Origin of the sequence: Pseudomonas sp. LW8 (assembly GCF_041956865.1) — a bacterium.
GTDB lineage: Bacteria > Pseudomonadota > Gammaproteobacteria > Pseudomonadales > Pseudomonadaceae > Aquipseudomonas > Aquipseudomonas siliginis.
On record NZ_CP168138.1, the window covers coordinates 943545 to 964955 of the forward strand.

General features: G+C 59.8%; 15 protein-coding genes. 2 read left to right on the forward strand and 13 right to left on the reverse strand.

The window, feature by feature from the left end; translation table 11 throughout:
* Positions 1–9 precede the first annotated feature (9 nt).
* The 13 genes from AB9L16_RS04275 to yaaA form a co-directional block, all read right to left on the reverse strand.
* Positions 10–1461 (reverse strand): mannose-1-phosphate guanylyltransferase/mannose-6-phosphate isomerase, encoded by a 1452-nt coding sequence (locus tag AB9L16_RS04275; RefSeq protein WP_024011673.1) that lies wholly within the window; start codon positions 1459–1461, stop codon positions 10–12.
* Positions 1462–1615: 154 nt separating this feature from the next.
* Positions 1616–2272, reverse strand: coding sequence for an alginate O-acetyltransferase AlgF (locus tag AB9L16_RS04280; RefSeq protein ID WP_095180418.1), 657 nt, complete (start codon positions 2270–2272; stop codon positions 1616–1618).
* Between the two features lie 14 nt (positions 2273–2286).
* Positions 2287–3459: an alginate O-acetyltransferase gene (locus AB9L16_RS04285; RefSeq protein WP_110646400.1), complete on the reverse strand. Its 1173-nt coding sequence runs from the start codon at positions 3457–3459 to the stop codon at positions 2287–2289.
* Between the two features lie 10 nt (positions 3460–3469).
* The gene (locus tag AB9L16_RS04290) at positions 3470–5035 is read right to left on the reverse strand and encodes an MBOAT family O-acyltransferase (RefSeq protein ID WP_375123157.1); all 1566 of its coding nucleotides are present in this window, start codon (positions 5033–5035) and stop codon (positions 3470–3472) included.
* Between the two features lie 271 nt (positions 5036–5306).
* Positions 5307–6419, reverse strand: coding sequence for a mannuronate-specific alginate lyase (locus AB9L16_RS04295; protein ID WP_095180419.1), 1113 nt, complete (start codon positions 6417–6419; stop codon positions 5307–5309).
* Positions 6420–6427: 8 nt separating this feature from the next.
* A complete protein-coding gene (locus AB9L16_RS04300; RefSeq protein WP_375123158.1) occupies positions 6428–7894 on the reverse strand; it encodes an alginate O-acetyltransferase in 1467 nt (488 codons plus the stop codon).
* Positions 7895–7905: 11 nt separating this feature from the next.
* Entirely contained in the window at positions 7906–9477 is a 1572-nt protein-coding gene (gene algG, locus AB9L16_RS04305) for a mannuronan 5-epimerase AlgG (RefSeq protein WP_197892463.1), read from the reverse strand.
* Positions 9478–9503: 26 nt separating this feature from the next.
* Entirely contained in the window at positions 9504–10985 is a 1482-nt protein-coding gene (locus tag AB9L16_RS04310; RefSeq protein ID WP_041479487.1) for an alginate export family protein, read from the reverse strand.
* Positions 10982–12490 carry an alginate biosynthesis TPR repeat lipoprotein AlgK gene (gene algK, locus AB9L16_RS04315; protein ID WP_205900631.1) on the reverse strand — a complete coding sequence of 503 codons (1509 nt, stop codon included), beginning with the start codon at positions 12488–12490 and terminating at the stop codon, positions 10982–10984. Before algK ends, AB9L16_RS04310 begins: the two co-directional genes overlap by 4 nt.
* A gap of 9 nt (positions 12491–12499) precedes the next feature.
* The gene (locus AB9L16_RS04320; RefSeq protein WP_024011680.1) at positions 12500–13669 is read right to left on the reverse strand and encodes an alginate biosynthesis protein Alg44; all 1170 of its coding nucleotides are present in this window, start codon (positions 13667–13669) and stop codon (positions 12500–12502) included.
* A 35-nt stretch (positions 13670–13704) separates the two neighbouring features.
* A complete protein-coding gene (alg8, locus tag AB9L16_RS04325; RefSeq protein ID WP_162098720.1) occupies positions 13705–15186 on the reverse strand; it encodes a mannuronan synthase in 1482 nt (493 codons plus the stop codon).
* A gap of 79 nt (positions 15187–15265) precedes the next feature.
* Positions 15266–16582 carry a nucleotide sugar dehydrogenase gene (locus tag AB9L16_RS04330; RefSeq protein WP_016771595.1) on the reverse strand — a complete coding sequence of 439 codons (1317 nt, stop codon included), beginning with the start codon at positions 16580–16582 and terminating at the stop codon, positions 15266–15268.
* Between the two features lie 809 nt (positions 16583–17391).
* On the reverse strand, positions 17392–18171 hold the full coding sequence (yaaA, locus tag AB9L16_RS04335; protein WP_236168109.1) for a peroxide stress protein YaaA: 780 nt from the start codon (positions 18169–18171) through the stop codon (positions 17392–17394).
* A gap of 363 nt (positions 18172–18534) precedes the next feature.
* On the opposite strand from yaaA, the gene AB9L16_RS04340 reads away from it, so the two are divergent.
* Together AB9L16_RS04340 and AB9L16_RS04345 are read left to right on the forward strand one after the other, a co-directional pair.
* Positions 18535–19611 (forward strand): polysaccharide deacetylase family protein, encoded by a 1077-nt coding sequence (locus tag AB9L16_RS04340; protein WP_375123756.1) that lies wholly within the window; start codon positions 18535–18537, stop codon positions 19609–19611.
* Positions 19612–19949: 338 nt separating this feature from the next.
* On the forward strand, positions 19950–21344 hold the full coding sequence (locus AB9L16_RS04345; protein ID WP_024011685.1) for a PhoH family protein: 1395 nt from the start codon (positions 19950–19952) through the stop codon (positions 21342–21344).
* Positions 21345–21411 lie beyond the last annotated feature (67 nt).

The following is a 21411-nucleotide window of genomic DNA, read 5'->3' on the forward strand; positions in this document are numbered from 1 at the left end:
AGCAGGCGATTACTGCGCGATGGTTTTCACCGACACGCCGCGTTCGATCGGGGTGGAGCGGCCGTAGATATCTTCGAAACGCTCGATATCGTCTTCACCCAGGTACGAACCCGACTGCACTTCGATGATTTCCAGCGGGATCTTGCCCGGGTTGCGCAGGCGATGCACCGAGGCGATCGGGATGTAGGTCGACTGGTTTTCGGTGAGCAGGAACACGTTCTCGTCGCAGGTCACTTCGGCGGTGCCGCTGACCACGATCCAGTGTTCGGCGCGGTGGTGGTGCATCTGCAGCGACAGGCACGCACCCGGCTTGACCGAGATGTGCTTGACCTGGAAACGCCCGCCCATGTCCACCGAGTCGTACGAGCCCCACGGACGATAGACTTCGCAGTGGTTCTGGGTTTCGCTGCGGCCCTGGGCATTGAGGGTGTTGACCATCTGCTTGACGCCCTGGACCTTGTCCTTGTGGGCAATCATCATCGCGTCCTTGGTTTCGACCACGACGATGTTTTCCAGACCGATCACCGAGACCAGTTTGCCGTTGCCGTGGATCATGCAGTTCTTGCTGTCCTGGATGACCACATCGCCTTTGCTGACGTTGCCGTTGGCGTCTTTCTCGTTGACTTCCCACAGCGACGACCAGCAGCCGACATCGCTCCAGCCAGCGGTCAGCGGCACCACGCAGGCGCGCTGGGTTTTTTCCATCACCGAGTAGTCGATGGAGTTGTCCGGGCAGCAGGCGAAGGTGGCTTCGTCGAAAGTGATGGTGTCGGCGTCCTGCTGGCTGCGCTCAAGGGTCAGCAGGCAGGTGTCGTAGATGTCCGGATCGTGCTTTTTCAGTTCTTCGAGGAAGCGGCTGGCGCGGAACAGGAACATGCCGCTGTTCCAGTAGTAACCGCCGGATTCGACGTACTCGGTGGCGCGCTTCACATCCGGTTTTTCGACGAAGTGCGAGACGCGGCTGACGCCTTCGGGCAGCAGCGAATCAGCAGTGGATTTGATGTAGCCGTAGCCGGTTTCCGGTTTGGTTGCCGGCACGCCGAACAGCACCATTTCGCCGTTTTCCGCAGCGACGGTGGCCAGGGCCAGCGCACGTTGCAGGGCTTTCTGGTCTTCCAGCACGTGGTCGGCCGGCAGCACCAGCATCAGTTCGTCACGGCCTTCATTGACCAGCATCATCGCGGTCAATGCTACGGCCGGCGAAGTGTTGCGGCCGAACGGTTCCATCAGGATGCGCTGGCATTCCAGATTGCGCGCGGCCAGTTGCTCGTTGACGATGAAACGGTGCTCTTTGTTGCAGACCACGATTGGCGTGTCCATGCCTTCGAACACCAGACGCTCGAGGGTTTGCTGGAACAGTGTGTGTTCGCCGGTCAGGGCGAGGAATTGCTTGGGGAATTGCTTGCGCGAAAGAGGCCACAGACGCGAACCGCTACCACCTGACAAGATCACCGGAATCATAGTGTTTACTCCATAAAATCAATTTGGTTAGAGCCCTGTGGGAGCGAGCCTGCTCGCGATGGCGATGGCTCAGTCGACATTGATGTTGCATGTCAGACCGTATTCGCGAGCAGGCTCGCTCCCACAAGGGGTACTGCGTCAGTTCACAAAAGGATTAGCGAGTCGACACCGGGCGTTTCACCCAGACTGGCGACAGGTTGCTGCCGTTGCCGGTGACGTACAGCACCGCTGCCTCACCGCGCTCCAGGGCGACCGGTTTCACGTCGCCGACTTTCTTGTCGCCTTCGTACAGCGCCAGGCTGACTTTCACCGGGTTGATTTCACGTTCGCCACGGCCCTTGGCAGCGACGTTCGGCACCACTTCGGTCTTGCCGTCGGCGGTTTTCAGGGTCAGCGATTTGTCGCTCAGGTTCTGCACACGCACCAGGGATTTCTGCTTGTTCTTGAACGGCGGCTCTTCGATCAGTTGTGGCGCGCCGGAAGCGTTGTTGACCAGGGTGTAGTAGTGGTCACCAGCGAGTTTGACCGGCAGGGTCTGGCTACCGACCTTGGCGCTGTAATCGCCGCCCGGCATGAAGCTGAAGTCGCTGCTGGCCAGTGGCGCGATATCGCTCAGGTTGGTGCTGCCGACAGTCGCGCTGACTTCGGCGTTGCTGGCGTTGTAGACACGCACGAAGGTCGAGCCTTTCGGAGCGGTCGGGCCGTACAGCGCGGCGTCGCCACCGGCGAAGGCTGGGACGGAAAGTACGCTGAGGCCAGCAACCAGTGCGAAGCTTTTAGCGAGACGACGAGGAGTAGTAGTGAAAGTCATGGTGTACCTCTCTTTCAGTTTTGCGCCCGATCGGGCGTCTCGGATTTAGTGTTGATGGCTACGTTTTGTTGGCGGGCGCCGGCTTGTTTGAGCTCTGCGACCCACTGTGGGTCGGCGTCGCCGATTTCGTTGTTCACAGGCAGATATCGTTCAGGAAACTCCCAGATCAGCACTTGTGGCGGGCTGTTCTTGAAGTCATCGCTTTTCAGGTAGCTGAGCATCGGCAGAATCGGGCCATGGCCGTCTTCGGCGTAGTTGACGACGTCGCTGTGCAGCGCTTGTTTGAGCGCACCGACGAAGTTCCAGTTGGGGTTGGCGCTGTAGCTGGTGCCGATCAGCGCGACCGGTACTTCGCTGTTGGCGAACAGGGCGTCGTCACCGGCAGGCTGTTCGGCGGCAACGGTGTTGCGTTTGAGCAGTGGCTCAGGCGCCGGCATCATGTTTTCGAACAGCGGATCGAGCGGCAGGAACAGACGCAGATCGCCCTTGTGCGTGACCTTCTCCGCTGGCGTGGTGACGAAGCGCTGTGGCTCGCCGCTCAGCGGGAATTTCTCGGCAATGGTTTTCGCCAGCGTGTTGGCGGCGATCTCGGCGCCTTCCGGCGTCCAGTGGGTGTCGGTGCGCAGGAACACTTGCTGACCGTTCTGCTTGGCCTGTTGCAGCGGGCCGAGCAGGTCAGGGGCGAGGATCTTGTCGGCCGCGACACGGGCGTGGAAATCCTGATACAGGTTCTGGTGAATGCTCGAAGGCTTCACTTCATCCAGATGCTCCGGATACAGACGCACCTTGGCCGGCACGATCGCCATCACCAGTTTCACGCCTTTCTCTTTCAGGGTCTGACGCACGCCTTCGACCAGCGCGTAGTTGCCTTGCAGGTTCTGCTGTTCGTTGACGATCGGGTTGAATTCCTCATCGCTGTACAACCACTGGTCGCGGCCGAGCACGACGCCCGGACGACCTTCGTTGAACAGTTTGAAATCCAGCGCGGCCCAGAGGTTGGTGCCCAGGCGCTTGATCGGGAATTCATCGTCGTAGTGGGTTTCCACCGCCTTCGTCCAGCGGCCGTTGAGCACCGTCGCATCGGCGTTGGTGCTGAAGCCGAAGAAGCTGCGAACCGACCACAGACCCAGGACCAACAGCGTCACCAGGAACAGGGCGATGTAGAAGATGCGTAATGAGCGGGTCATGTCAGATCCCTCAGAACTGGAAGTAAAGGAACGGCGAGAAGCTTTGCGCCGAGAGTTTGAGAATCGAGGCGATGAACAGCAGCAGGATCAGCCCGCGCATCACATAGCGCGACCAGTCAGCGGTGCAGTAAGCCGGTTGCACTTGGGCTTCTACGCCGACGGTGTAGCCAGGTTCGTGGATGCTCGCCGGATTTTCCCCAGGCGCTGCCTTGATCATTCCCGGCGTCGCCGTGGCAGGGCCATTGGCCTCGACGTTGACTTCCGGTTTGGTCTTGGCTGGCGGCTGATTGGTGTACAGATCACGCAGGCCGAAGAACGCCAGGGTTACGTAAGCCACCACCAGAGTCGCTACTTGCAGACCGGTGAGGCTGGCCTGATTGAGTTCCGACAGCGACCAGTCGCCGAAGCTGAACATTGCACCGTACATGCGACCGGCGACGTGCAGATTCTCGGCACGGAAGATCACCCAGCCCATCACCACCAGCAGGAAGGTCAGTGCCCAGCGGATCGGGTTGAGGCTGCGCGGCGAAGTGTTCAGGCCGAGCATTTTTTCGATCGCCAGCCACATGCCGTGCCAGGCGCCCCAGATGATGTAAGTGATATTCGCGCCGTGCCACAGACCACCCAGAAGCATGGTCAGGAACAGATTGCGATAGGTCATCAGCGTGCCTTTACGGTTACCGCCGAGGGTGATGTACAGGTAGTCACGCAGCCAGGTGGAGAGGCTGATGTGCCAGCGGCGCCAGAACTCGGTGATCGACTGGCTGATATACGGCTGCTTGAAGTTTTCCATGAAGCGGAAACCCATCATCAAGCCCAGACCGATGGCCATGTCGCTGTAACCGGAGAAGTCGAAGTACAGCTGCGCGGTGTACGCCAGCGCACCGAGCCAGGCATCACCCGTGGTCGGATTTTGCAAGGCGAAGCAATGGTCGGCGACCACGGCGAGGGTGTCGGCGATGAAGACCTTCTTGATGAAACCCTGCATGAACCGCGTGCAGCCCTCGGAGAACTTGTCGAGGGTGTGCGTGCGGTTGTTGAACTGATCGGCGAGGTCGCGGAAACGCAGAACCGGGCCGGCAATCAGGTGCGGGAAGATCGCCACGAATGCTGCGAAGTCGATCAGGTTGCGCGTGGCCGGAGTGTCGCCACGGTACACGTCGATGATGTAGCTGATCGATTCGAAGATGTAGAACGAAATACCGATCGGCAGCAGCACGTGGGTGAGGATGAACGGCTCGAGACCGAACGAAGTCATGATTTCGTTGATGCTGTCGACACCGAAGTTGGCGTACTTGAAGTAGCCGAGGATGCACAGGTCGACGGCCACGCCGAGCAGCAGCCAGCGCTGCGCCGGTTTGGTTCTGACGCCAGCGGCACCGACTTTCAGGCCGATCCAGTAGTTCCACAACGTGACCGCTGCGAACAGCGCGAGGAAGTCCACCCGCCACCAGGCGTAGAACACATAGCTGGCGATCAGCAGCAGCAGGTTGCGATAGCGTTGCCCGCTCAGGTAGTACAAGCCGAGAAAGATCGGCAAGAACAGAAACAGGAACACGTTGGATGAAAATACCATCCCGATCTCTCCATGTTTGAACCAACAGTCAAGGGCCAAAGCCCCCCCAAACCCCCCGTGGTAGTGGAGGGGTGACACAGTGTTTGCTTGAGGTCTGGGCTGGCCGTCAAACCGCGCCCCTCACCCCCCGCCCTCTCCCGGAGGGAGAGGGAGCCTGATCTCCATGGTTTTCAAAAATGGAGATCGACTCGGTATTTCATTTCGACGTAACTCGCACAGCCACCTCGGTCAGTCCCCTCTCCCTCCGGGAGAGGGTTAGGGTGAGGGGCTTTTAGCCCTTTTCATGCGACGGGTCGTAGACCTTGGTCAGGTCGCCGCCAAGACGGAAAGTCTTGAACGGTTGCATGTCGCGTTTCTTCTCGATCACATCCGGCGCACAGGTGTAGAGCGTGCAGAACGGTTCGAGCCAGGCGAATTTCATGTCCTCTTTCAGGTCGGTCATGTCCTGCTTTTTGCCGTTCTTTTCTTCGAACTCGTCAGGGTCCTTCACGCCGGCCAACACGCGGTCACCCAGACGCTTCAGTGCGCCATTGTTTTCCTGACGCAGATCGACACCGTTGACCTGGGCGAAACTGGCGATCATCGCCAGCGGCGGCAGGGCGTAGTTGTGATAGGCGAGGGCGCGTTGCTGGCGCTTGAGTTCGTTGGGCAGGAATCCGTCGGCGTCGACCTGGTTGACGCCGACCTTGTATTCCTTCACCGCCCAGTCGAACAGGTCGCGGCGGTTGGTGGCGACGGCGGTGGCCATCACCGACCAGGCGGCCCAGTACGAGTGGTTGTTGGTTTTTTCCAGCGGCAGGTTGTCCCAGTCGCTGACCACCTGATCGGCCATTTTGCTGAACCAGGCTTCGATCACCTGCGCTTCCTGCTGATGCTGGGCCAGCGGATGCGAGTCGGAAAACTTCAGGCGAATGTACGACGAGGCCATGCTGCCCAGTGCCCATTTGCGCATCGACTTGCCGGTGTGGTTGAAGTCTTTGGACATCAACGCGTCAGCCTTGGCCCATGCGGTCAGCCAGTTGAGCGTGCATTCGAGCTGCTCCGGGCGACCGTCGCGCATGAACTGCATGACGCGCTTGGCGGTGCCGCGCTCCAGCGTGGTGATGTCTTTGGTGGTGTCGCGAAAGGCTTTTTCCGACTGCACATTCAGCGTCGCGCGGGCCTTGTCCGAACCTTCGTATTTGCTGCGAAATTGCAGCGGACCGGTGTATGGCGCCGGCATCGCGTCGCAGCCGTCGCTCTTGTCGCCGGTCTTGAATTTATCCACCGGGGCGAAGTAGCCCTGCGGTGGACGCAATGGCGCGGCGGCCTGAGTTGCCCCGGCGAACATCGCCAGGCTCAGGAGTGTCGGTGCCAACAGATTTTTCAGTTTCGGATTTCGCATAGCAGACCTCATTGCCCGAGCTGCGCGGTCTGTTGACCGACGCCCGGGAATACGTTGCGTTTGCAGATTTTCGCTTCGACTTTTTGTGGCGCGGCGCCAGGTCCGGCTTCAGGACCCTGGACTTCGACTGCCAGCAGGTTTTGCGAGGCCCAGTCTTCGTCCGTGCGCAGCTCAAAGGCGAAACGACCGTCGGTGTCGGAGGTTTCCGGTTTCTCGATCTTGATGTCCTCGTGGCGACCGTTCATGTACCAGAGGGTGGCTTGCAGGGTTTTCACCGAGGTGTCGGCGAAGCGGATATCAACCTGATGGTTGGAGTTCTGCAGGTTCAGGTTCTTGCTGTTGACCAGCAGTTCTTGCTTGCTGCCCGGCTTCAGCGTGGCGCTGGCGGACATCTGCGCGTCCTTGCCTTCGCAACCGTTGTCGAGCAGCGCCATCATCTGGCGATAGATGGTTTCCTGGTCGAGGCGATACAGCGGCGAGAATTCCCAGATGAGAATCTTCGGCGGGGTCTTCTGGAATTCTTCGCTGCCCAGGTATTGCAGCATCGAACCTTCGAAACCGCCGCCGGGGAAGGCCACGTTGAGGATGTCGGCGCCGATGGCTTCTTCGAGGAAACCGGCGAAGTTGTAGTTCTTGCCGCTGTGCGATGTACCGACCAGAGTGATCTGCGGATTGCCGGAATCGCCGAACAGATCGCCGTCACCGGCCTCGCCTTTCGGCTCGGTGGTGAACTGGTCCATGTACTGGATCGCGTAGCTGGTGCCGCACAGTTGCCCGGCCATGTTGTGCAGGGTGCCGGTCTTGCCCATGCGCCCGGAGCGCTTGGTCTCGAATTCACGCTTGGGAATGTCGGCGAAGGCCGGGATCTGCTTGACCTTTTCGGCGACGATTTTTGCCGTGCGCTGGGCACCGTAAGGTGTCCAGTGCTGGTCGCCACGGAAGTAGAAATCGTGGGCGGGCAGGGTGTCCGGCAGCGATTCGTTGGTCAGTGGCGACAGGTCCGGCACCACGTAGCCCATCTTGGCGAAACGGCCGAGCATGGTCTTGTAGTTGCCCAGCGCTTTCTCGTAATCGAACGCGGCTTTTTCCTGCGGGTTGAGCTTGTTGCGGTTCACCAGGCCACGGGTCGGCTGGTAAACGATCACCAGCTCGACGCCTTTGCTCTTGAACGCATCGTGCAACTGCTGCAGGCGCTTGTAGCCGGCCGGCGTGGTGTTGAACTCGGTGCGCAGGTCTTCCTGGGTACGGAACAGCCAGTCGCCCTGAGCCTGTACCAGGGTGGTGAAGTTCTGCTGATAACGCGTGGTGTAGTTCTTCGCGTCATGGGCCGCCGGGCACAGGTTGCAGCACGGCTCGGCGGTGAACTTCGGTGGCGTGACGCTTGCGCCTTCAGCGTCGGCGCGAGCGTTGCCGGCAGCGAGAATGCCGAGAGTCAGGGCCGAGAGGCTGAGCAGTTTGATCATGTGTGGGTGCATAAAAATTATCCTCAGTCCTGCAATTCGGTCTGGCGTTCGACAGGGTCGATCAGCACGGCTTTCTGCTGGCGCACCAACAGATCGAGAATTTCATCCTGGCGCTCGCCGAGGATGCCGTTGAAGCTGATCCCGCTGGACTTGGTCGGCGCCAGCATCGACACGCGATACAGCTCGACACTCAGCGGCGAGTCGATCGACAGCGGACCGCTGCCATTGGCCGCCAGCTCGCCGCCGACGACGATCAGCGAGACCTGCGCGTCGAACGGGTCGAGCTTGATGTCACGGTCGGTGTCGGTCAGGTCCTTGATGTGGCCGTAGATACCGGTCAGGCCGTTGGTCATGGCGACGTTTTCGTAGAGGCGGATGTTCACACTGTTACGAATACGAATGCCGTGACGGGTATTGCTGATGACCTTGTTTCCCCACAGCAGGTTGTCGGCGGACTCGTAGAGCGTGATGCCGTCGGTGTGGTTCTTGTAGATCTCGTTGTAGGCAATGATGTTGTTGACGCTGTTACGGTCGATCACCAGGCCCGACAACTTGTTGTCGAAACTCTTGTTGTTGAAGATGAAGCTGTCGTTGACCTCACGGGAAATGATGATCCCGTGCTTCTTCTTCGTGCCATGAACGGTGTTCTCGGCAATGATCAGACGGTGCGAGCGGTCATGCGGGTCGATGCCGTAGACGATGTTGTCTTTGTAGGTGTTGCCCTTGACCACAAAGTCGCTGGTTTCGTAGCAGTAGAAGCCGTACCACATGTCCGAGAACTCGGAGCCGACGATCCAGCCGGTCGGTTCCGGGCGCTTGAGGACTTTGGCCATGTTCGGCGTGTACTGGGAAATACTCACCCCGTACGACTTACTGTTGGCGTAACCGAAGCTGGCCATCTTGCTGTTGACGATGTAGGTCTCGGTGCCGCCCCAGGAGAGCAGGAACGGACGGAATTCCTTCGGCGAACGGAAGGTCGCCGGGCCGTTTTCCTTTTCGCGCCAGCCGGTGACTTTGGTGTCACGCACGAACAGCTTGCCGTCGTTGACCAGGAACGAACCGGCCTCTTGGGACAGGCGCAGTTCCTGGGTCTGACCGTCGATTTCGAGGATGCCTTTCTCGCCGACCACGATCGGCAATTTGGCCAGGTACACGCCCGGGGACGTCTCGCTGAAATACTGCTTGGGCAGTTTTTTCGCCAGATCCTTGAGGTTCATGTAGCCGTCGTCGATGAAGATCGCCTGCGGGATGCCGTGCTGACGCACCACCCATTCGGCCATCTTGTTATCGCCGCCGATGAAGTCCTTCAGGGCGTTTTCCTGCATCATCCGGCGCACACTGATCTTGCCCGGTTTGCTGCGCACGATCTTCGCGGCAGCGGCTTCGGCGGTGAAGCCGGACAGGTCGGGCAGTGTCGGCTTGGCCAGTTTCAGTGCGTCGGTCGGCGCGCTGCTGACGGTGTAGGTCTTGGCCTGTTGCAGTTCCTTGGCCACGGTCGCAGGTTTCGCCGGTTCAACATTGGCGAAGGCGCCGGCGCTGGCCAGCAGCATCGCGCCGGCCAGCAGGCTGAGTGAGCCTGTTCTGGTGCTGATCATGTCGGGCACTCCCTTGGCGGTTTGCATCAGAAGCGCCAGATCACGTCAATGAATGCGCGGTGCATGTAGGAATCAACCTGGCTGCCATAGGCGTCGCCCGGTTTGAACACACCGCCACGGAAACGCACCAGTGCCGAAGGCTCGTCGATCGACTGGCTCAACGCCGCCGGCAACAGGCCTTGCTTGAAGTACTTGGTGACGACCAGGTCCATTTCCTGACCCAGGTCCTTGTTGCCATCTTCAAGCGGCAAGGATGTGCTGGAGAGGATCGCGCCGGTGACGTCGTCGGTGTTGTTTTCCACCGCATTGATGCCGTTGCTGCCGACCGGCTTGTTGCCGTCGACACGCCAGAACTTGTGGTAGATCAGGCTGGCGTCGTACTCGTCGTTGACCATCCACGAACCGAACAGGGTGGCGGTCTGCATGTTGTTCATTTCGCCACGGAACGCTTCGCCGAAACGGTGCACGCGCGAGCGGGTACCGGTGTAGTTGGAGCGGTTGCTCTCCAGACCGTTCTGTTCGTAATCGGCACTGGCGCGGGCGTAGGCACCGCCGACTTGCCACTGCGGATCGAGGCGCAGACGCACGCCGACATCGGCTGCCCAGCCGCTGATGTCATCGCTGCGCTTGGCTTGTGTCGGGCGCGTGCCGTCGGCGTTCAGCGCGTTGACCGTGTCGCGGTCGCCGCTCATGCCGGTGATGCTGCCCCAGTAGTTGACGGTGTTGGTGTTGCGCCAGTTGTAGGCGTCGCTGTCAGCGGTCAGGCCGATCCAGCTGATGTCGCCGTTCTCGGTCTTGTCCAGCGAGTCGCGCGGGACGCCCGGCTCGGCGTAATCGAGTTTGCCGTCATCGTGAGTGTGGTGGCCGCGAATGCCGACCCACTGGCCCGGTGTCCACTGGTAAGCAGCGTCGGCGTAGGCGTGCAGGCGATCCTTGTCTTTCGGCGCCAGCTCTTTCAAGTCGGTGCGGTATTCGCTGAAACGCTCGGCAACACCGGCATTGGCGCGCAGCAGGGTGGTGTCGAAGGTCCAGTTCAGCGCTTCGATGTTGGTGTCGCGCCATTGGCCGTCGTCATTGCGCAGACGCTGGCGACCGAACTTGAGCATCTCGCCCGGGTACGGGGTGAGGCCGCTGTAGCCGACCCAGAACTCGCGCATCGCCAGGTAGTTCTTCTTGGTTTTGCGATCACTGTTGTCGGTGGCTTGTTCGCCGTCGGATTGTTGCAGGGTGTCGGTCTCGATGATGTCGGTCGAGGTCACCGCCTGACCCATCGCGTAGGCGCTCCACGCGCCGCTTTCGCCGTAGATCCAGGGACGCAGGTCGAGGCCCACGCCATTGACGTCACCGCCGCCGGCAGTGCCGAGGTCACGGTCGTCTTCGGACTGGCCGGTGAGTTTCACTTCCAGGCCGAAGTTCTTGGTTTCAGTCATCGCAGCCAGTGTCGGGCAAGACCAGATCAGCGCGAAGGTGAGGCCAATACCGGCCTTCACGAATGGGTTCAGCTTCATAGTTTTTCCTCGCCGTCTTCTTCTTGCAGGGCGTGCAGTTGCAGCGTGTTCGAGTTCAGGGCGCCACGGCTGGCCTGTTCCTGTTGCAACAGGCGGCGGGCTTCGGGCAGGCGCTCGGGCGGCAGTTGCGCCTCGAGGGTCGCTGCCAGTTCATCGGCTTGCGGGGTGTTCTGGGCCTTGGCCAGTTGGCTGAATACGTAGGCGTTCAGCGGGTCGGGCTTGGTACCCTTGCCTTGGGAAAACAACTGGGCGATGGCGAAGTCGGCACTGTTCTGGCCGTTGCGCGCAGCGGTCAGCAGGTGGTCCAGAGCCTTCTGCGGATAGACCTTGCCCAGGTAGCCACGACGGTAGATCTGGCCGAGGTAGTAGTCGGCGGCCACTTCGCGGCCAACGGCTTTCTGGAAGTGTTCCTCGGCGACTTTCGCGTCGGCCGGGACCATTTTGCCTTCGTAGTAGACCTTGCCCAGCAGCAGTTCGGCGCGCGGCTGGTCGGCGGCGCGACCGTTGTCCAGGTACTTCATCATCTGGTCGACGTCGCCCAGTTCGGGGAAGTCGTAAAGCAGTTGGGCGAGGGTGACCCACGATGCCGGGTAGCCCGGAGCGATCGGCTCGAGCAGCGCCTGCGCGGTTTTTTCGTCAGTCTTGCCCAGGGTCGAATCGGCCAGCACGCGGGCCACGGAATCGACACGCTGCGCGGTGACGGTGCCACGGCTGTAACCGGCCTGCATCTGCTTGATCAGCTCGGCCTGTTGCTCCGCCTGGCCACGTTTCTGGTAGACGGTGGCCAGTTCGACGTAGCAGATGTCGGTGGTATTGAGCGCGGCCTTGCAGATCTTTTCCACGTCATCCAGATGCTGGTCGTAAGTGCCTTGGGTGCGATACAGCAGCACCTGCGCCAGACCCGCTTCCGGGTAGCCCGACTTGCGCCACTGATCGATCTGCTGCTGCGCGTTGATGTTGGGGAAGCTGTGCGGGTATTGCAGATACAGCATCGCCAGCGGGATCAACGTGTTGCCTTCGCCATTGGCGGCGGCTTTTTTCAGCAGGGTTTCGGCTTCGTGGTGCTCGGCTTCGGTGGAGCCTGGCTTGGCCACCAGCAAACGACCGAGACGTGCCTGGGCACGCGGCGACACGCTGGCCGCTGCGCGGTAAGTCGCCTCGGCCTGTTTCATCTGCGCCGGGTCACGGCTGTCGACCTGGATATCGGCCAGGCCGACTTGCGCCTCGCTGTAACCCAGATCGGCCAGTTGCTGGTAATTCTGCGCAGCGGTGGCGGTGTCGCCACGCTTGAGCGCTTCGTTGGCCAGACGCTGATCGGGCAGCCCGGCGCAACCGGCCATAGAAACTGCCAGTGCCAGCGAGCACACCATCAATCCCATGTGGGAGCGAGCCTGCTCGCGAAGCAGTCGACTCGGTACTTCAGACAAACCGCGCTGGCCCTTTCGCGAGCAGGCTCGCTCCCACAGGGTCGGCGGTGTGTTCAAGTTATGCGTAGTCACAGGCATGTCCTCGACTTAAAGACCGGCAGCCATGGCTTTGTCGATCAGCCAGTTCAGGTTCGGGCCACGGTCGCTGTTCACTTCCACCGGGCGGCCGGCGAGGCTGCTGTCGAGCGGCTCGTCAGGCTGGATCTGCACGCGGATGTCGGAGGACAGGTCGGCGCTCTTCAGGCTCGTGCTGCTGACGATCTTGCCGGTGCGGGTCTTGTCTTCGCCGGCGATCTGGAAGCTCACCGGGGTGCCCGGGCGCACGTCGCCGAACTGGCGATAGGAGAAGCGTGCTTCAACATTGGCCTGGGTGTTGCGCGGCACCAACTGGAAGATCACGTCGCCCTTGCTCGCGTACTGCCCGTCAGCCACCAGTTGCTGGGCCACGGTGCAGTCGCACGGCGAAGTCAGGGTGCCGGTCATTTGCTTGCCGAACAGTTCTTCAACCTTGGCCGGGGCCAGTTGGTCTTCGGCCAGATGGCCCTTGAGCACGTCGAGCATGCTGGTGCTGAAGGTCGCCAGCGGTGCGCCTTTGGCGGCAACGCCGTCGGACTTGACCAGGCTCTGTACGGTGCCGTCACGCGGCATGGTGATGTTCATCCCCGGCACGCTGACCAGACCGGCCTGCGCGTGGCTGACGAAGTACATGCCGTACACCGACTTGAAGATGAAACCGGCAGCGACCAGACCAACAGCGAAAATACCGGCGCTGAAGGTCACGGCTTTCAGGCGGCCGAACGGGGTCATGCCGGTGTCGTTGGTCTTGTTCTTGCGCGCCTTGGTGAAGTTGTCGCGCTGCAGGGTCGCCAGCACTTCGCCGATGCTGACGATGTCGCCGGCCAGGTGCGAAGTGATCAGGTGGCGCAGAGTGGAAATGTCCTGCGGCTCGAGGTTCTGGAACTGGCAGCCGGCGCGGCCGGTGGCGCGGTCAAAGGAACGCACCTGCAGTTCAACGTCCATGGCCAGGCCGAGGTTGTCGATGACAAATTGCAGACGCGCCTTGTACACCTCGCCGATGGTCAGCGGCATCTGCCCGGCGTTGAACGCCAGACCGCCAGCCGACAGATCGAGGACCCGCGCTTCGAGCGGAGTCCGGTCAGGGCCGAAGAAACGCAGCTTGGCCGGGATTTTCACGCGAGCGTGCTGGCGCTGGGCTTCGGATTCATGCACTACGTTGACGTTGACGGCGGTATTCATAGGGGCGATTTCCTTGTTAATTCAATAGGAGCGGGTCAGACCATCATCAGCAGCACGGCGACAAAAATGCTGCCGGCGGAGAAGGTCATGGTCCGAGACGACCAGGTGTTGAACCAACGTTGAAAGCTGGCGAGATCACGGGTCAGGGATGTGGGCTGGCGAGTCCAGGATTGTTGGTCGAGGCGGAAGAACACGTAGATCTTCACCAGGGCGCCAACGATCTGGTTGTAATACAGAATCGCCGGGTAAGCAGGGCCGATGCGGTGACCGGAACACGACAGCAACAGCGTCAGGATCAGGCGGGTGATACCGATCCACAGCAGGTACACGAGGATGAACGCGGTGCCGTACTTGAAGCTGGCGATCAGTGCGACGGTCAGGCCGAGCAGCGAGGTCCACATCGACACGCGCTGGTCGAACAGCACCACCGAGGTGAACGCGCCGAGGCGGCGGATACCCAGACCCAGTGCACGCGAGTTCTGGCGCAGGTTGTTGCCGTACCAGCGGAACATCAGCTTGCGGCTGGCCTTGATGAAGCTCTTTTCCGGCGGATGTTCAACGGTGTTGATCGCGGCATCCGGCACGTAGAAGGTGTCGTAACCCAGGCGCATCAGGCTGAACCAGCTCGACTTGTCGTCACCGGTCAGGAACTTGAAGCGGCCCAGACGCCAGTGTTGCAGCGAGTCGCTTTCAACGTCGGCGATGAACTCCGGATTGGTCACCACGGAGGCTTTGAAAACCGACATCCGACCGGTCATGGTCAGTACGCGCTTGGACAGGGCCATCGAGCACATGTTGATGTGGCGCTGGGCGAAACGCAGCTTGTGCCATTCGCTCATGATGTAGCCGCCGCGCACTTCGCAGAACTCGTTGGTGGTCAGGCCGCCGACATTGCCGAACAGCTGGAACCACGGCACGGTCTTGCGCACGACGCCTTCGCCGAGCACGGTGTCGCCGTCGATCACGGCCACCACGGCACGGTCGTCCGGCAGGTGACGGGAGATCGCACGGAAACCGAAGGCCAGACCATCGCGCTTGCCGGTGCCGGGAATGCGCACGAAGTCGAGCTTGACCCGCTCCGGCGGATTCATCCGTGCCCACAGTGCCTTGACCAGCAGCTCGTCGGACATTTCCACGATCGAGCAGACAATGGTGGTCGGCAGTTCGCAGTCGATGGCTTCGCGGATCACCGAGCTGTAGACCTGCGCGGTTGTCAGCGCGTCAATACGAAAGCTGGTGACCATCAGAAACACATGCGACGGATCGGCCGCTTTACCCAGCTTGCGTACTTTGCGACGCAGGTGCGGGTAAACGATGTAGAGAAAAATCATGCCGCGCACAAAGTGCGTTGCACCCATCGAGTAGCGCCAGATACCCACGGCGCCAATCAGGAAAATGAAGTCCTTCGACTCGGAGTCGAATGTGGACGTGGGCAGCATCAAGGCCAGGCCCATCAGCAGACTGAGATAAAAAAGCCAGCCGGCTGATTGCAGAAAAAAATGTTTGAGCTTGGTCATAACCGTCATCCGAAGGTGATGGAGGCTTCAAGCCGCAAGCGTGTTGCTTTTGCTTGCGGCTTGAAGCTTGAGGCTTGCCTTACCAGCAAATGCCTTCGGTGCGGCTACCGGCGCTGGTGGCCTTGGACATGAAGCCCACCAGGTCGATGACTTGCTTGCCCTGCGGCGCTTCCTGGGCCAGCGAACGGAATTTCTCGTCGCGGTTGCCGAGGATGATCACGTCGGAGTTATCGATCACCGAGTCGAAGTCGGAGTTGAGCAGGGACGATACGTGCGGAATCTTCGATTCGATGTAGTCCTTGTTCGCACCGTGGACACGGGCGTATTCGACGTTGCTGTCGTAGATGCTCAGGTCGTAACCCTTGCCGATCAGCATTTCCGCCAGTTCGACCAGCGGGCTTTCGCGCAGGTCGTCGGTGCCGGCCTTGAAGCTCAGGCCGAGCAGGGCGACTTTGCGTTTTTCATGGCTTTCAACGATGTCGAAAGCGTTCTGCACTTGCGATTCGTTACTGCGCATCAGCGAGTTGAGCAGCGGTGCTTCGACGTCCAGAGAACCGGCGCGGTAGGTCAGCGCACGCACGTCTTTGGGCAGGCACGAACCGCCGAAGGCGAAGCCCGGGCGCATGTAGTACTGGGACAGGTTCAGAGTCTTGTCCTGGCAAACCACTTCCATCACTTCACGACCATCGACGCCGACCGCTTTGGCGATGTTGCCGATCTCGTTGGCGAAGGTCACTTTGGTCGCGTGCCAGACGTTGCAGGTGTACTTGATCATCTCGGCAACGGCGATGTCCTTGCGGATGATCGGGGCGTCGAGTTCTTCGTACAGCGATTGCAGAACGTCGCCCGAGGCGGTATCGAACTCGCCGATAACGGTCATCGGTGGCTGATCGTAGTCAGCGATGGCGGTGGATTCGCGGAGGAATTCCGGGTTGACCGCAACGCCGAAATCGACGCCGGCTTTCTTGCCCGAGCAGTCTTCCAGAATCGGGATGACCACGTTGGCCACGGTGCCTGGCAACACGGTGCTGCGCACGACGATGGTGTGGCGGGTGGTTTTTTCACGCAGGACAAAACCGATCTCGCGGCACACGGCCTCGATGTAGTTCAGTTCCAGGTCGCCGTTCTTTTTGCTTGGCGTGCCGACGCAGATCATCGACAGGTCGGTATCACGAATCGCCTCGGCGAAGTTGGTCGTGCCGCGCAGACGACCGGTCTGGATACCCTGTTGCAACAGTTCACCCAGGCCCGGTTCAACGATCGGCGATTTGCCGGCGTTAATCATGTCGATCTTGTCTTTGGCAACATCGACGCCAACTACGTCATGGCCCCGTGCAGACAGGCAACCGGCACATACTGCGCCAACGTAACCCAAACCAAATATGCTGATGCGCATCGCAATTACCTCTGTATATATCAGGCCTTAGAAGGCCGGAGTTAATGGTGTTCAGCGGTCACTAGTGCACTCGGAAGTGCGGCTTACAGGCGCCACAATGCCGTGTGCAGGCATACAAAGTTCCGAGTGTCTAATAAGTGCACTCAAGATGTGCGCAACTAGGCCTTGTTGTTATGACTTGCCCTGTTATGCAGCCGATCTTCCGTGCGGGAAGACTCTAGTGCAGTCGTGTAGCCTGCTCGACGTCCGGTAGGGAGCCGGTAAATCAAGCAGTTAGGTGCTCAGGCGAGCACGTTTATAGGGGCGCGGCCTTGGCCTTTGTAGGGGATATTAATGGTGCGTATCTCCTGTCCTTCGATTGTTTTGAGACTAGTTAGTCACTCAGGCAAGTTGCTGTGACAACTTGGTTACATGGCTATCAGCTCTGCGTAAGTTATCTCGTACAAACTCGGCGAGAATCGTTACCGGTGGTATGAGCAACGCATTTGGACATAGTTCCAGCCCGCTCATCGTGCCAGCCGAAATTTTTTGAAATATTGATGAGGATGGCACTGGGTGCAAACTGATAGCACTAACGATTTCGCCCTTTAGTTATCGGGGCGAAACCGGGGTCGATATTTTTGTGCCACTACGGGTAAAAAATTTAAGTGCCACTACTGAAAAAAAACTTCAGTGTCGAGTGAAACTAAAATTAGAAAAGAGTGTGTGGTTTTATTGGCGCCATGAATTTGGCGATATGCAGCGGGGGAATTTTGACTTCGGGCGGACTGCACGACTCTGGAGGAAAAGAGTCGTGCAAAGGGCATGCTTTATTCCGGGGCGTGGTCGCGCAAAAACACCAGATTGTCAGGTTTCGATTGTTCGGCGCTGTAGCGATAACCCTGTACATCGAATTGCTTGAGCTGAGCCGGGTCGTTGATGCGTTCCTGGATCACAAAACGGCTCATCAGGCCGCGCGCTTTCTTCGCGTAGAAACTGATGATCTTGTACTGGCCGTTCTTCTGATCCTTGAACTCGGTGTTGATGATCCGCGCATTCAGGGCGCTGCGCTTGACCGCAGAAAAGTATTCGTTGGATGCAAGATTGAGCAGTACGTCATCGCCCTGATCGGCCAGCGCTTCATTCAGCCACTCGCTGATGCGCGTACCCCAGAACGCATACAGATCCTTGCCACGGCCGTTGGCCAGTTTGGTGCCCATTTCCAGGCGATAGGGTTGCATCAGGTCCAGCGGCCGCAGCAGGCCATAAAGGCCGGAGAGCATGCGCAAGTGCTTTTGCGCGTAGTCGAATTGCGCCTCGCTGAAGGACTGCGCGTCGAGGCCGGTGTACACATCACCCTTGAAGGCGAGCAGGGCCTGCTTGGCGTTTTCCGGGGTGAAGTTGGGGGTCCAACTGCCGAAACGCGCGGCGTTGAGGCCACCGATTTTGTCGGACACGTGCATCAACTCGCTGATCTGCGCCGGACTCAGCTCGCGCAACTGCTGGATCAATTCCTGGGAATGGTCGAGGTACTGCGGCTGGGTAAAGCGCTGGGTCGCCGGCGGTGTTTCGTAGTCGAGGGTCTTGGCGGGGGAAATCACCATCAGCATGAAGTCGTCTCCTTTAATAGTGGGGGCGATTCTAGGGGGTTGTCCTTGTTGACTCCAGCTATCAAGCCCATAGGTGATCGACGGCTTAACTCAAACCCCTTGTGGGAGCGAGCCTGCTCGCGAAAGCGGATTCACATGATCGTTCCCACGCTCCGCGTGGGAATGCAGCCCGTGACGCTCTGCGTCACAGTCGTCGGACGCGGAGCGTCCGGGGAGGCGTTACCCCGCAGAGCGTGGGAACGATCATCCGTGGCTGAGGGGAATAGGGCAGGATCAGCTATAGTGCCGCGCGGGTTTTGTTATGGAGACATCCCTTTGCGCATTGTTCTTTTATTCACCGCGTGGCTGCTGAGCTTCGGCGCCATGGCGGCGCCCGGTGATGCGGCGACGCTGGATCGCACGACCTGGCCGGAGCAGCTCAGCAACCCGACCCTGTTCGACGTCGCGTCGCGGGCGGAAATCCTCATGTTCGCTCGCGGCCTGCTCGGCACCGAGTCCATCGACGAGGCGGCACTGGCCCAGCGCCTGGGCCTGCGCACGGTCAATATCGATGCGGTCAATCAGCTGCGCCAGCGCCTCTGGCAGCGCTTGCTCGCCAACTACAACCACGCCCAGCAAAGCTGCGATCAGGACGCCTCGTTCTGCTTCCTCGTCGAAGACCTGCCGACCCTGCGCGAGCAGGCGGCCAAGTTCGTCGTCAGCGACGACAGCTATTACACCAAGTGGGCCGAGCCGAGCCGGATCTTCCATTTGCAGTACCTCGACGAGCTGATGCGCAAGGCCGCGCTGTCGCCACAAACCAGTAGCGAATTCGATCGTTTCGGCGACTACGAGCGCAACGGCGACGACATGCACGACCGGCTGTTTCTGCTGACGTTCGACAGCGCCGCCAACGTGCAACCGGACAACACCGACTGGCTGACCGAATACCTGCGCAAGTCCAATCTGAGCGGGACATTCTTTGTCTTGGGCAAGGATATTCAGGCGCGACTCACCGGCAGCTCGGTCAGCAGCCTGCAGGCGAGTTTCTCCCGGCAGTGCGTTGGCGTGCAGGGCTGGGAGTTCCGCTCCCACAGCCATTGGCAGGACTGGCAGGATTCGGTGCGGCGCAGCGCCGATCTGGTGAAGAACAAACTGCCGGAAAACTACGTGCCGCTGTTCCGTCCGCCGGATGGCCAGCGCCGCAGTGACGCACAAGGTTTCTTCAATAGCCAGGGCCTGCAAGTGGCGCTGTGGGACATCGATGCCCAGGACGGTGCCGGCAAGCTCAAAGGCCCTGCAAGCGCGCAGCGGGTGCTGACCCTGATGCTGCTGTGGCGGCACGGGGTGATCAATTTCAACATGAAACAGGATGCGGTGAAGACGTCCTTACCGTGGCTGATCACCCAGACTGCGCAGAGCGGCATCGGCTGGGAAGACTGTCAGGACGCGTTTCGTTGAGAAACGACAAAAAGCCCGGAAACATTGGGCTTGGGGTAATTTTCAGGAGGAATTCGATGCAGGCGGACTTCCGACTTTAGCGGGGTACGGGGAGTCCGCCAAGGGCTTTTCGTCACTCTGCAAAATAAACTTAAAAAAACCGTCAAAGTGCTTTTTTATGTCATCGGTTTTGGAGTATTACGAAGACAGACCGCCGAAACCTGCGACACAGGTGGCGTCTTCCCAGACTCCTATTGTGTGCAGTTCATCCAGACCCTCGTGGATGAATTCGGCAGTCACCTCGAGGCGCAGCACTGTCACGGTATTGCGTCGAATGGCTCCCACAAAGGTGACCGAGTATGGATGATCACGGACGCAGCCCTTCCTCCAACCAGCCAATCCTGTATGTACTCGATACCAACGTATTGATTCACGATCCAAATGCCCTGCTGAATTTCGAAGAACACCACGTCGCCATCCCGATGACCGTGCTGGAAGAGCTGGACAAGCTCAAGAGCGGCCATCACAGCGTGGCCGCCGAATGCCGCCAGGCGATCCGCCTGATCGACAAGACCCTGGGCGATGCGTCCCCTGAAGACGTTGAGCTGGGCGTGCCGATCCAGCGTGGCAAGGGCGGGCCGAAGGGCTTGCTGTCAATTCTGATGAGCAAGCAGGCCGAGTCGAACCTGATTCTGCCCGAGCATCTGAACGACAACAAAATCATCAACCAACTGATTGATCTGCATACCCGCGATCCGCAAAAACCGGTGGTGCTGGTCACCAAAGACATCAACATGCGCCTCAAGGCGCGCGCCTGTGGGATCGACGCCGAGGACTACAGCACCGACCAATTGGTCGATGACGTGTCCCTGCTGCCCAACGGCTACCACAACATGACCGGCTCATTCTGGGACCGCGTGAGCAAGGTCGAAACCCGTCAGGACCACGGCCGCACCTGGCATCAGGTACAACTGATCGACAACCTGCCGGCCGTGCACATCAACGAGTTCATCATCGACGAGCAGGGCTTTGTCGGCTGGATCAAGGAAATCCAGGAAGACCGCCTGCTGATCCTCGACCTGCACCAGGAGCCACTGCTGCATCAAGAGGCCTGGGGGCTGAAGCCGCGCGACATCTATCAGAGTCTGGCGCTGTATGCGTTGCTTGACCCGGACATTCATCTGGTCAACCTGTCCGGCGCCGCCGGGTCCGGTAAAACCATTCTGGCGCTGGCCGCTGCGATCGAGCAGACCATGGTCAGCAAACGTTATCGCCGCATCATCGCCACCCGCAGCGTGCAGGGTCTGGACCAGGAAATCGGCTTCCTGCCCGGCACCGAAGCGGAAAAAATGGAGCCTTGGCTGGGCGCCATCACCGACAACCTCGAAGCCTTGCACATGGATGACGAAAACACCCATGGCAGCGTCGACTACATCCTCAGCAAAGTGCCGTTGCAGTTCAAATCGCTCAACTATATTCGTGGTCGCAGCTTCCAGCAGAGCCTGATCCTGATCGACGAATGCCAGAACCTCACGCCGCACCAGATGAAAACCATCATCACCCGTGCCGGCGCCGGTTCCAAAGTGGTGTGCCTGGGCAACCTGGCGCAGATCGACACCCCATACCTGTCCGCGACCAGCTCCGGGCTGACCTACCTGACCGAACGCTTCAAGGATTTCCCCAACGGTGTGCACATCACCCTGCAAGGGGTGCCTCGCTCGATCCTGGCCGAATACGCCGAATCGCATTTGTAACCTTTCACCCAGAACCGGGTGGCCCTTAAAGCCGCCCGGTTTTTTTATGGATAAATGCATATCTCCT

What these genes read in the sequence shown, in the direction of transcription:
- AB9L16_RS04275 (WP_024011673.1), bottom strand. Translation starts at nt 1,461, where the DNA reads ATGATTCCGGTGATCTTGTCAGGTGGTAGCGGTTCGCGTCTGTGGCCT.
- AB9L16_RS04320 (WP_024011680.1), bottom strand. Translation starts at nt 13,669, where the DNA reads ATGAATACCGCCGTCAACGTCAACGTAGTGCATGAATCCGAAGCCCAG.
- algK (WP_205900631.1), bottom strand. Translation starts at nt 12,490, where the DNA reads ATGCCTGTGACTACGCATAACTTGAACACACCGCCGACCCTGTGGGAG.
- AB9L16_RS04310 (WP_041479487.1), bottom strand. Translation starts at nt 10,985, where the DNA reads ATGAAGCTGAACCCATTCGTGAAGGCCGGTATTGGCCTCACCTTCGCG.
- yaaA (WP_236168109.1), bottom strand. Translation starts at nt 18,171, where the DNA reads ATGCTGATGGTGATTTCCCCCGCCAAGACCCTCGACTACGAAACACCG.
- AB9L16_RS04330 (WP_016771595.1), bottom strand. Translation starts at nt 16,582, where the DNA reads ATGCGCATCAGCATATTTGGTTTGGGTTACGTTGGCGCAGTATGTGCC.
- AB9L16_RS04340 (WP_375123756.1), top strand. Translation starts at nt 18,535, where the DNA reads ATGGCGGCGCCCGGTGATGCGGCGACGCTGGATCGCACGACCTGGCCG.
- AB9L16_RS04300 (WP_375123158.1), bottom strand. Translation starts at nt 7,894, where the DNA reads ATGCACCCACACATGATCAAACTGCTCAGCCTCTCGGCCCTGACTCTC.
- AB9L16_RS04345 (WP_024011685.1), top strand. Translation starts at nt 19,950, where the DNA reads ATGGATGATCACGGACGCAGCCCTTCCTCCAACCAGCCAATCCTGTAT.
- AB9L16_RS04285 (WP_110646400.1), bottom strand. Translation starts at nt 3,459, where the DNA reads ATGACCCGCTCATTACGCATCTTCTACATCGCCCTGTTCCTGGTGACG.
- algG (WP_197892463.1), bottom strand. Translation starts at nt 9,477, where the DNA reads ATGATCAGCACCAGAACAGGCTCACTCAGCCTGCTGGCCGGCGCGATG.
- AB9L16_RS04295 (WP_095180419.1), bottom strand. Translation starts at nt 6,419, where the DNA reads ATGCGAAATCCGAAACTGAAAAATCTGTTGGCACCGACACTCCTGAGC.
- alg8 (WP_162098720.1), bottom strand. Translation starts at nt 15,186, where the DNA reads ATGACCAAGCTCAAACATTTTTTTCTGCAATCAGCCGGCTGGCTTTTT.
- AB9L16_RS04280 (WP_095180418.1), bottom strand. Translation starts at nt 2,272, where the DNA reads ATGACTTTCACTACTACTCCTCGTCGTCTCGCTAAAAGCTTCGCACTG.
- AB9L16_RS04290 (WP_375123157.1), bottom strand. Translation starts at nt 5,035, where the DNA reads ATGGTATTTTCATCCAACGTGTTCCTGTTTCTGTTCTTGCCGATCTTT.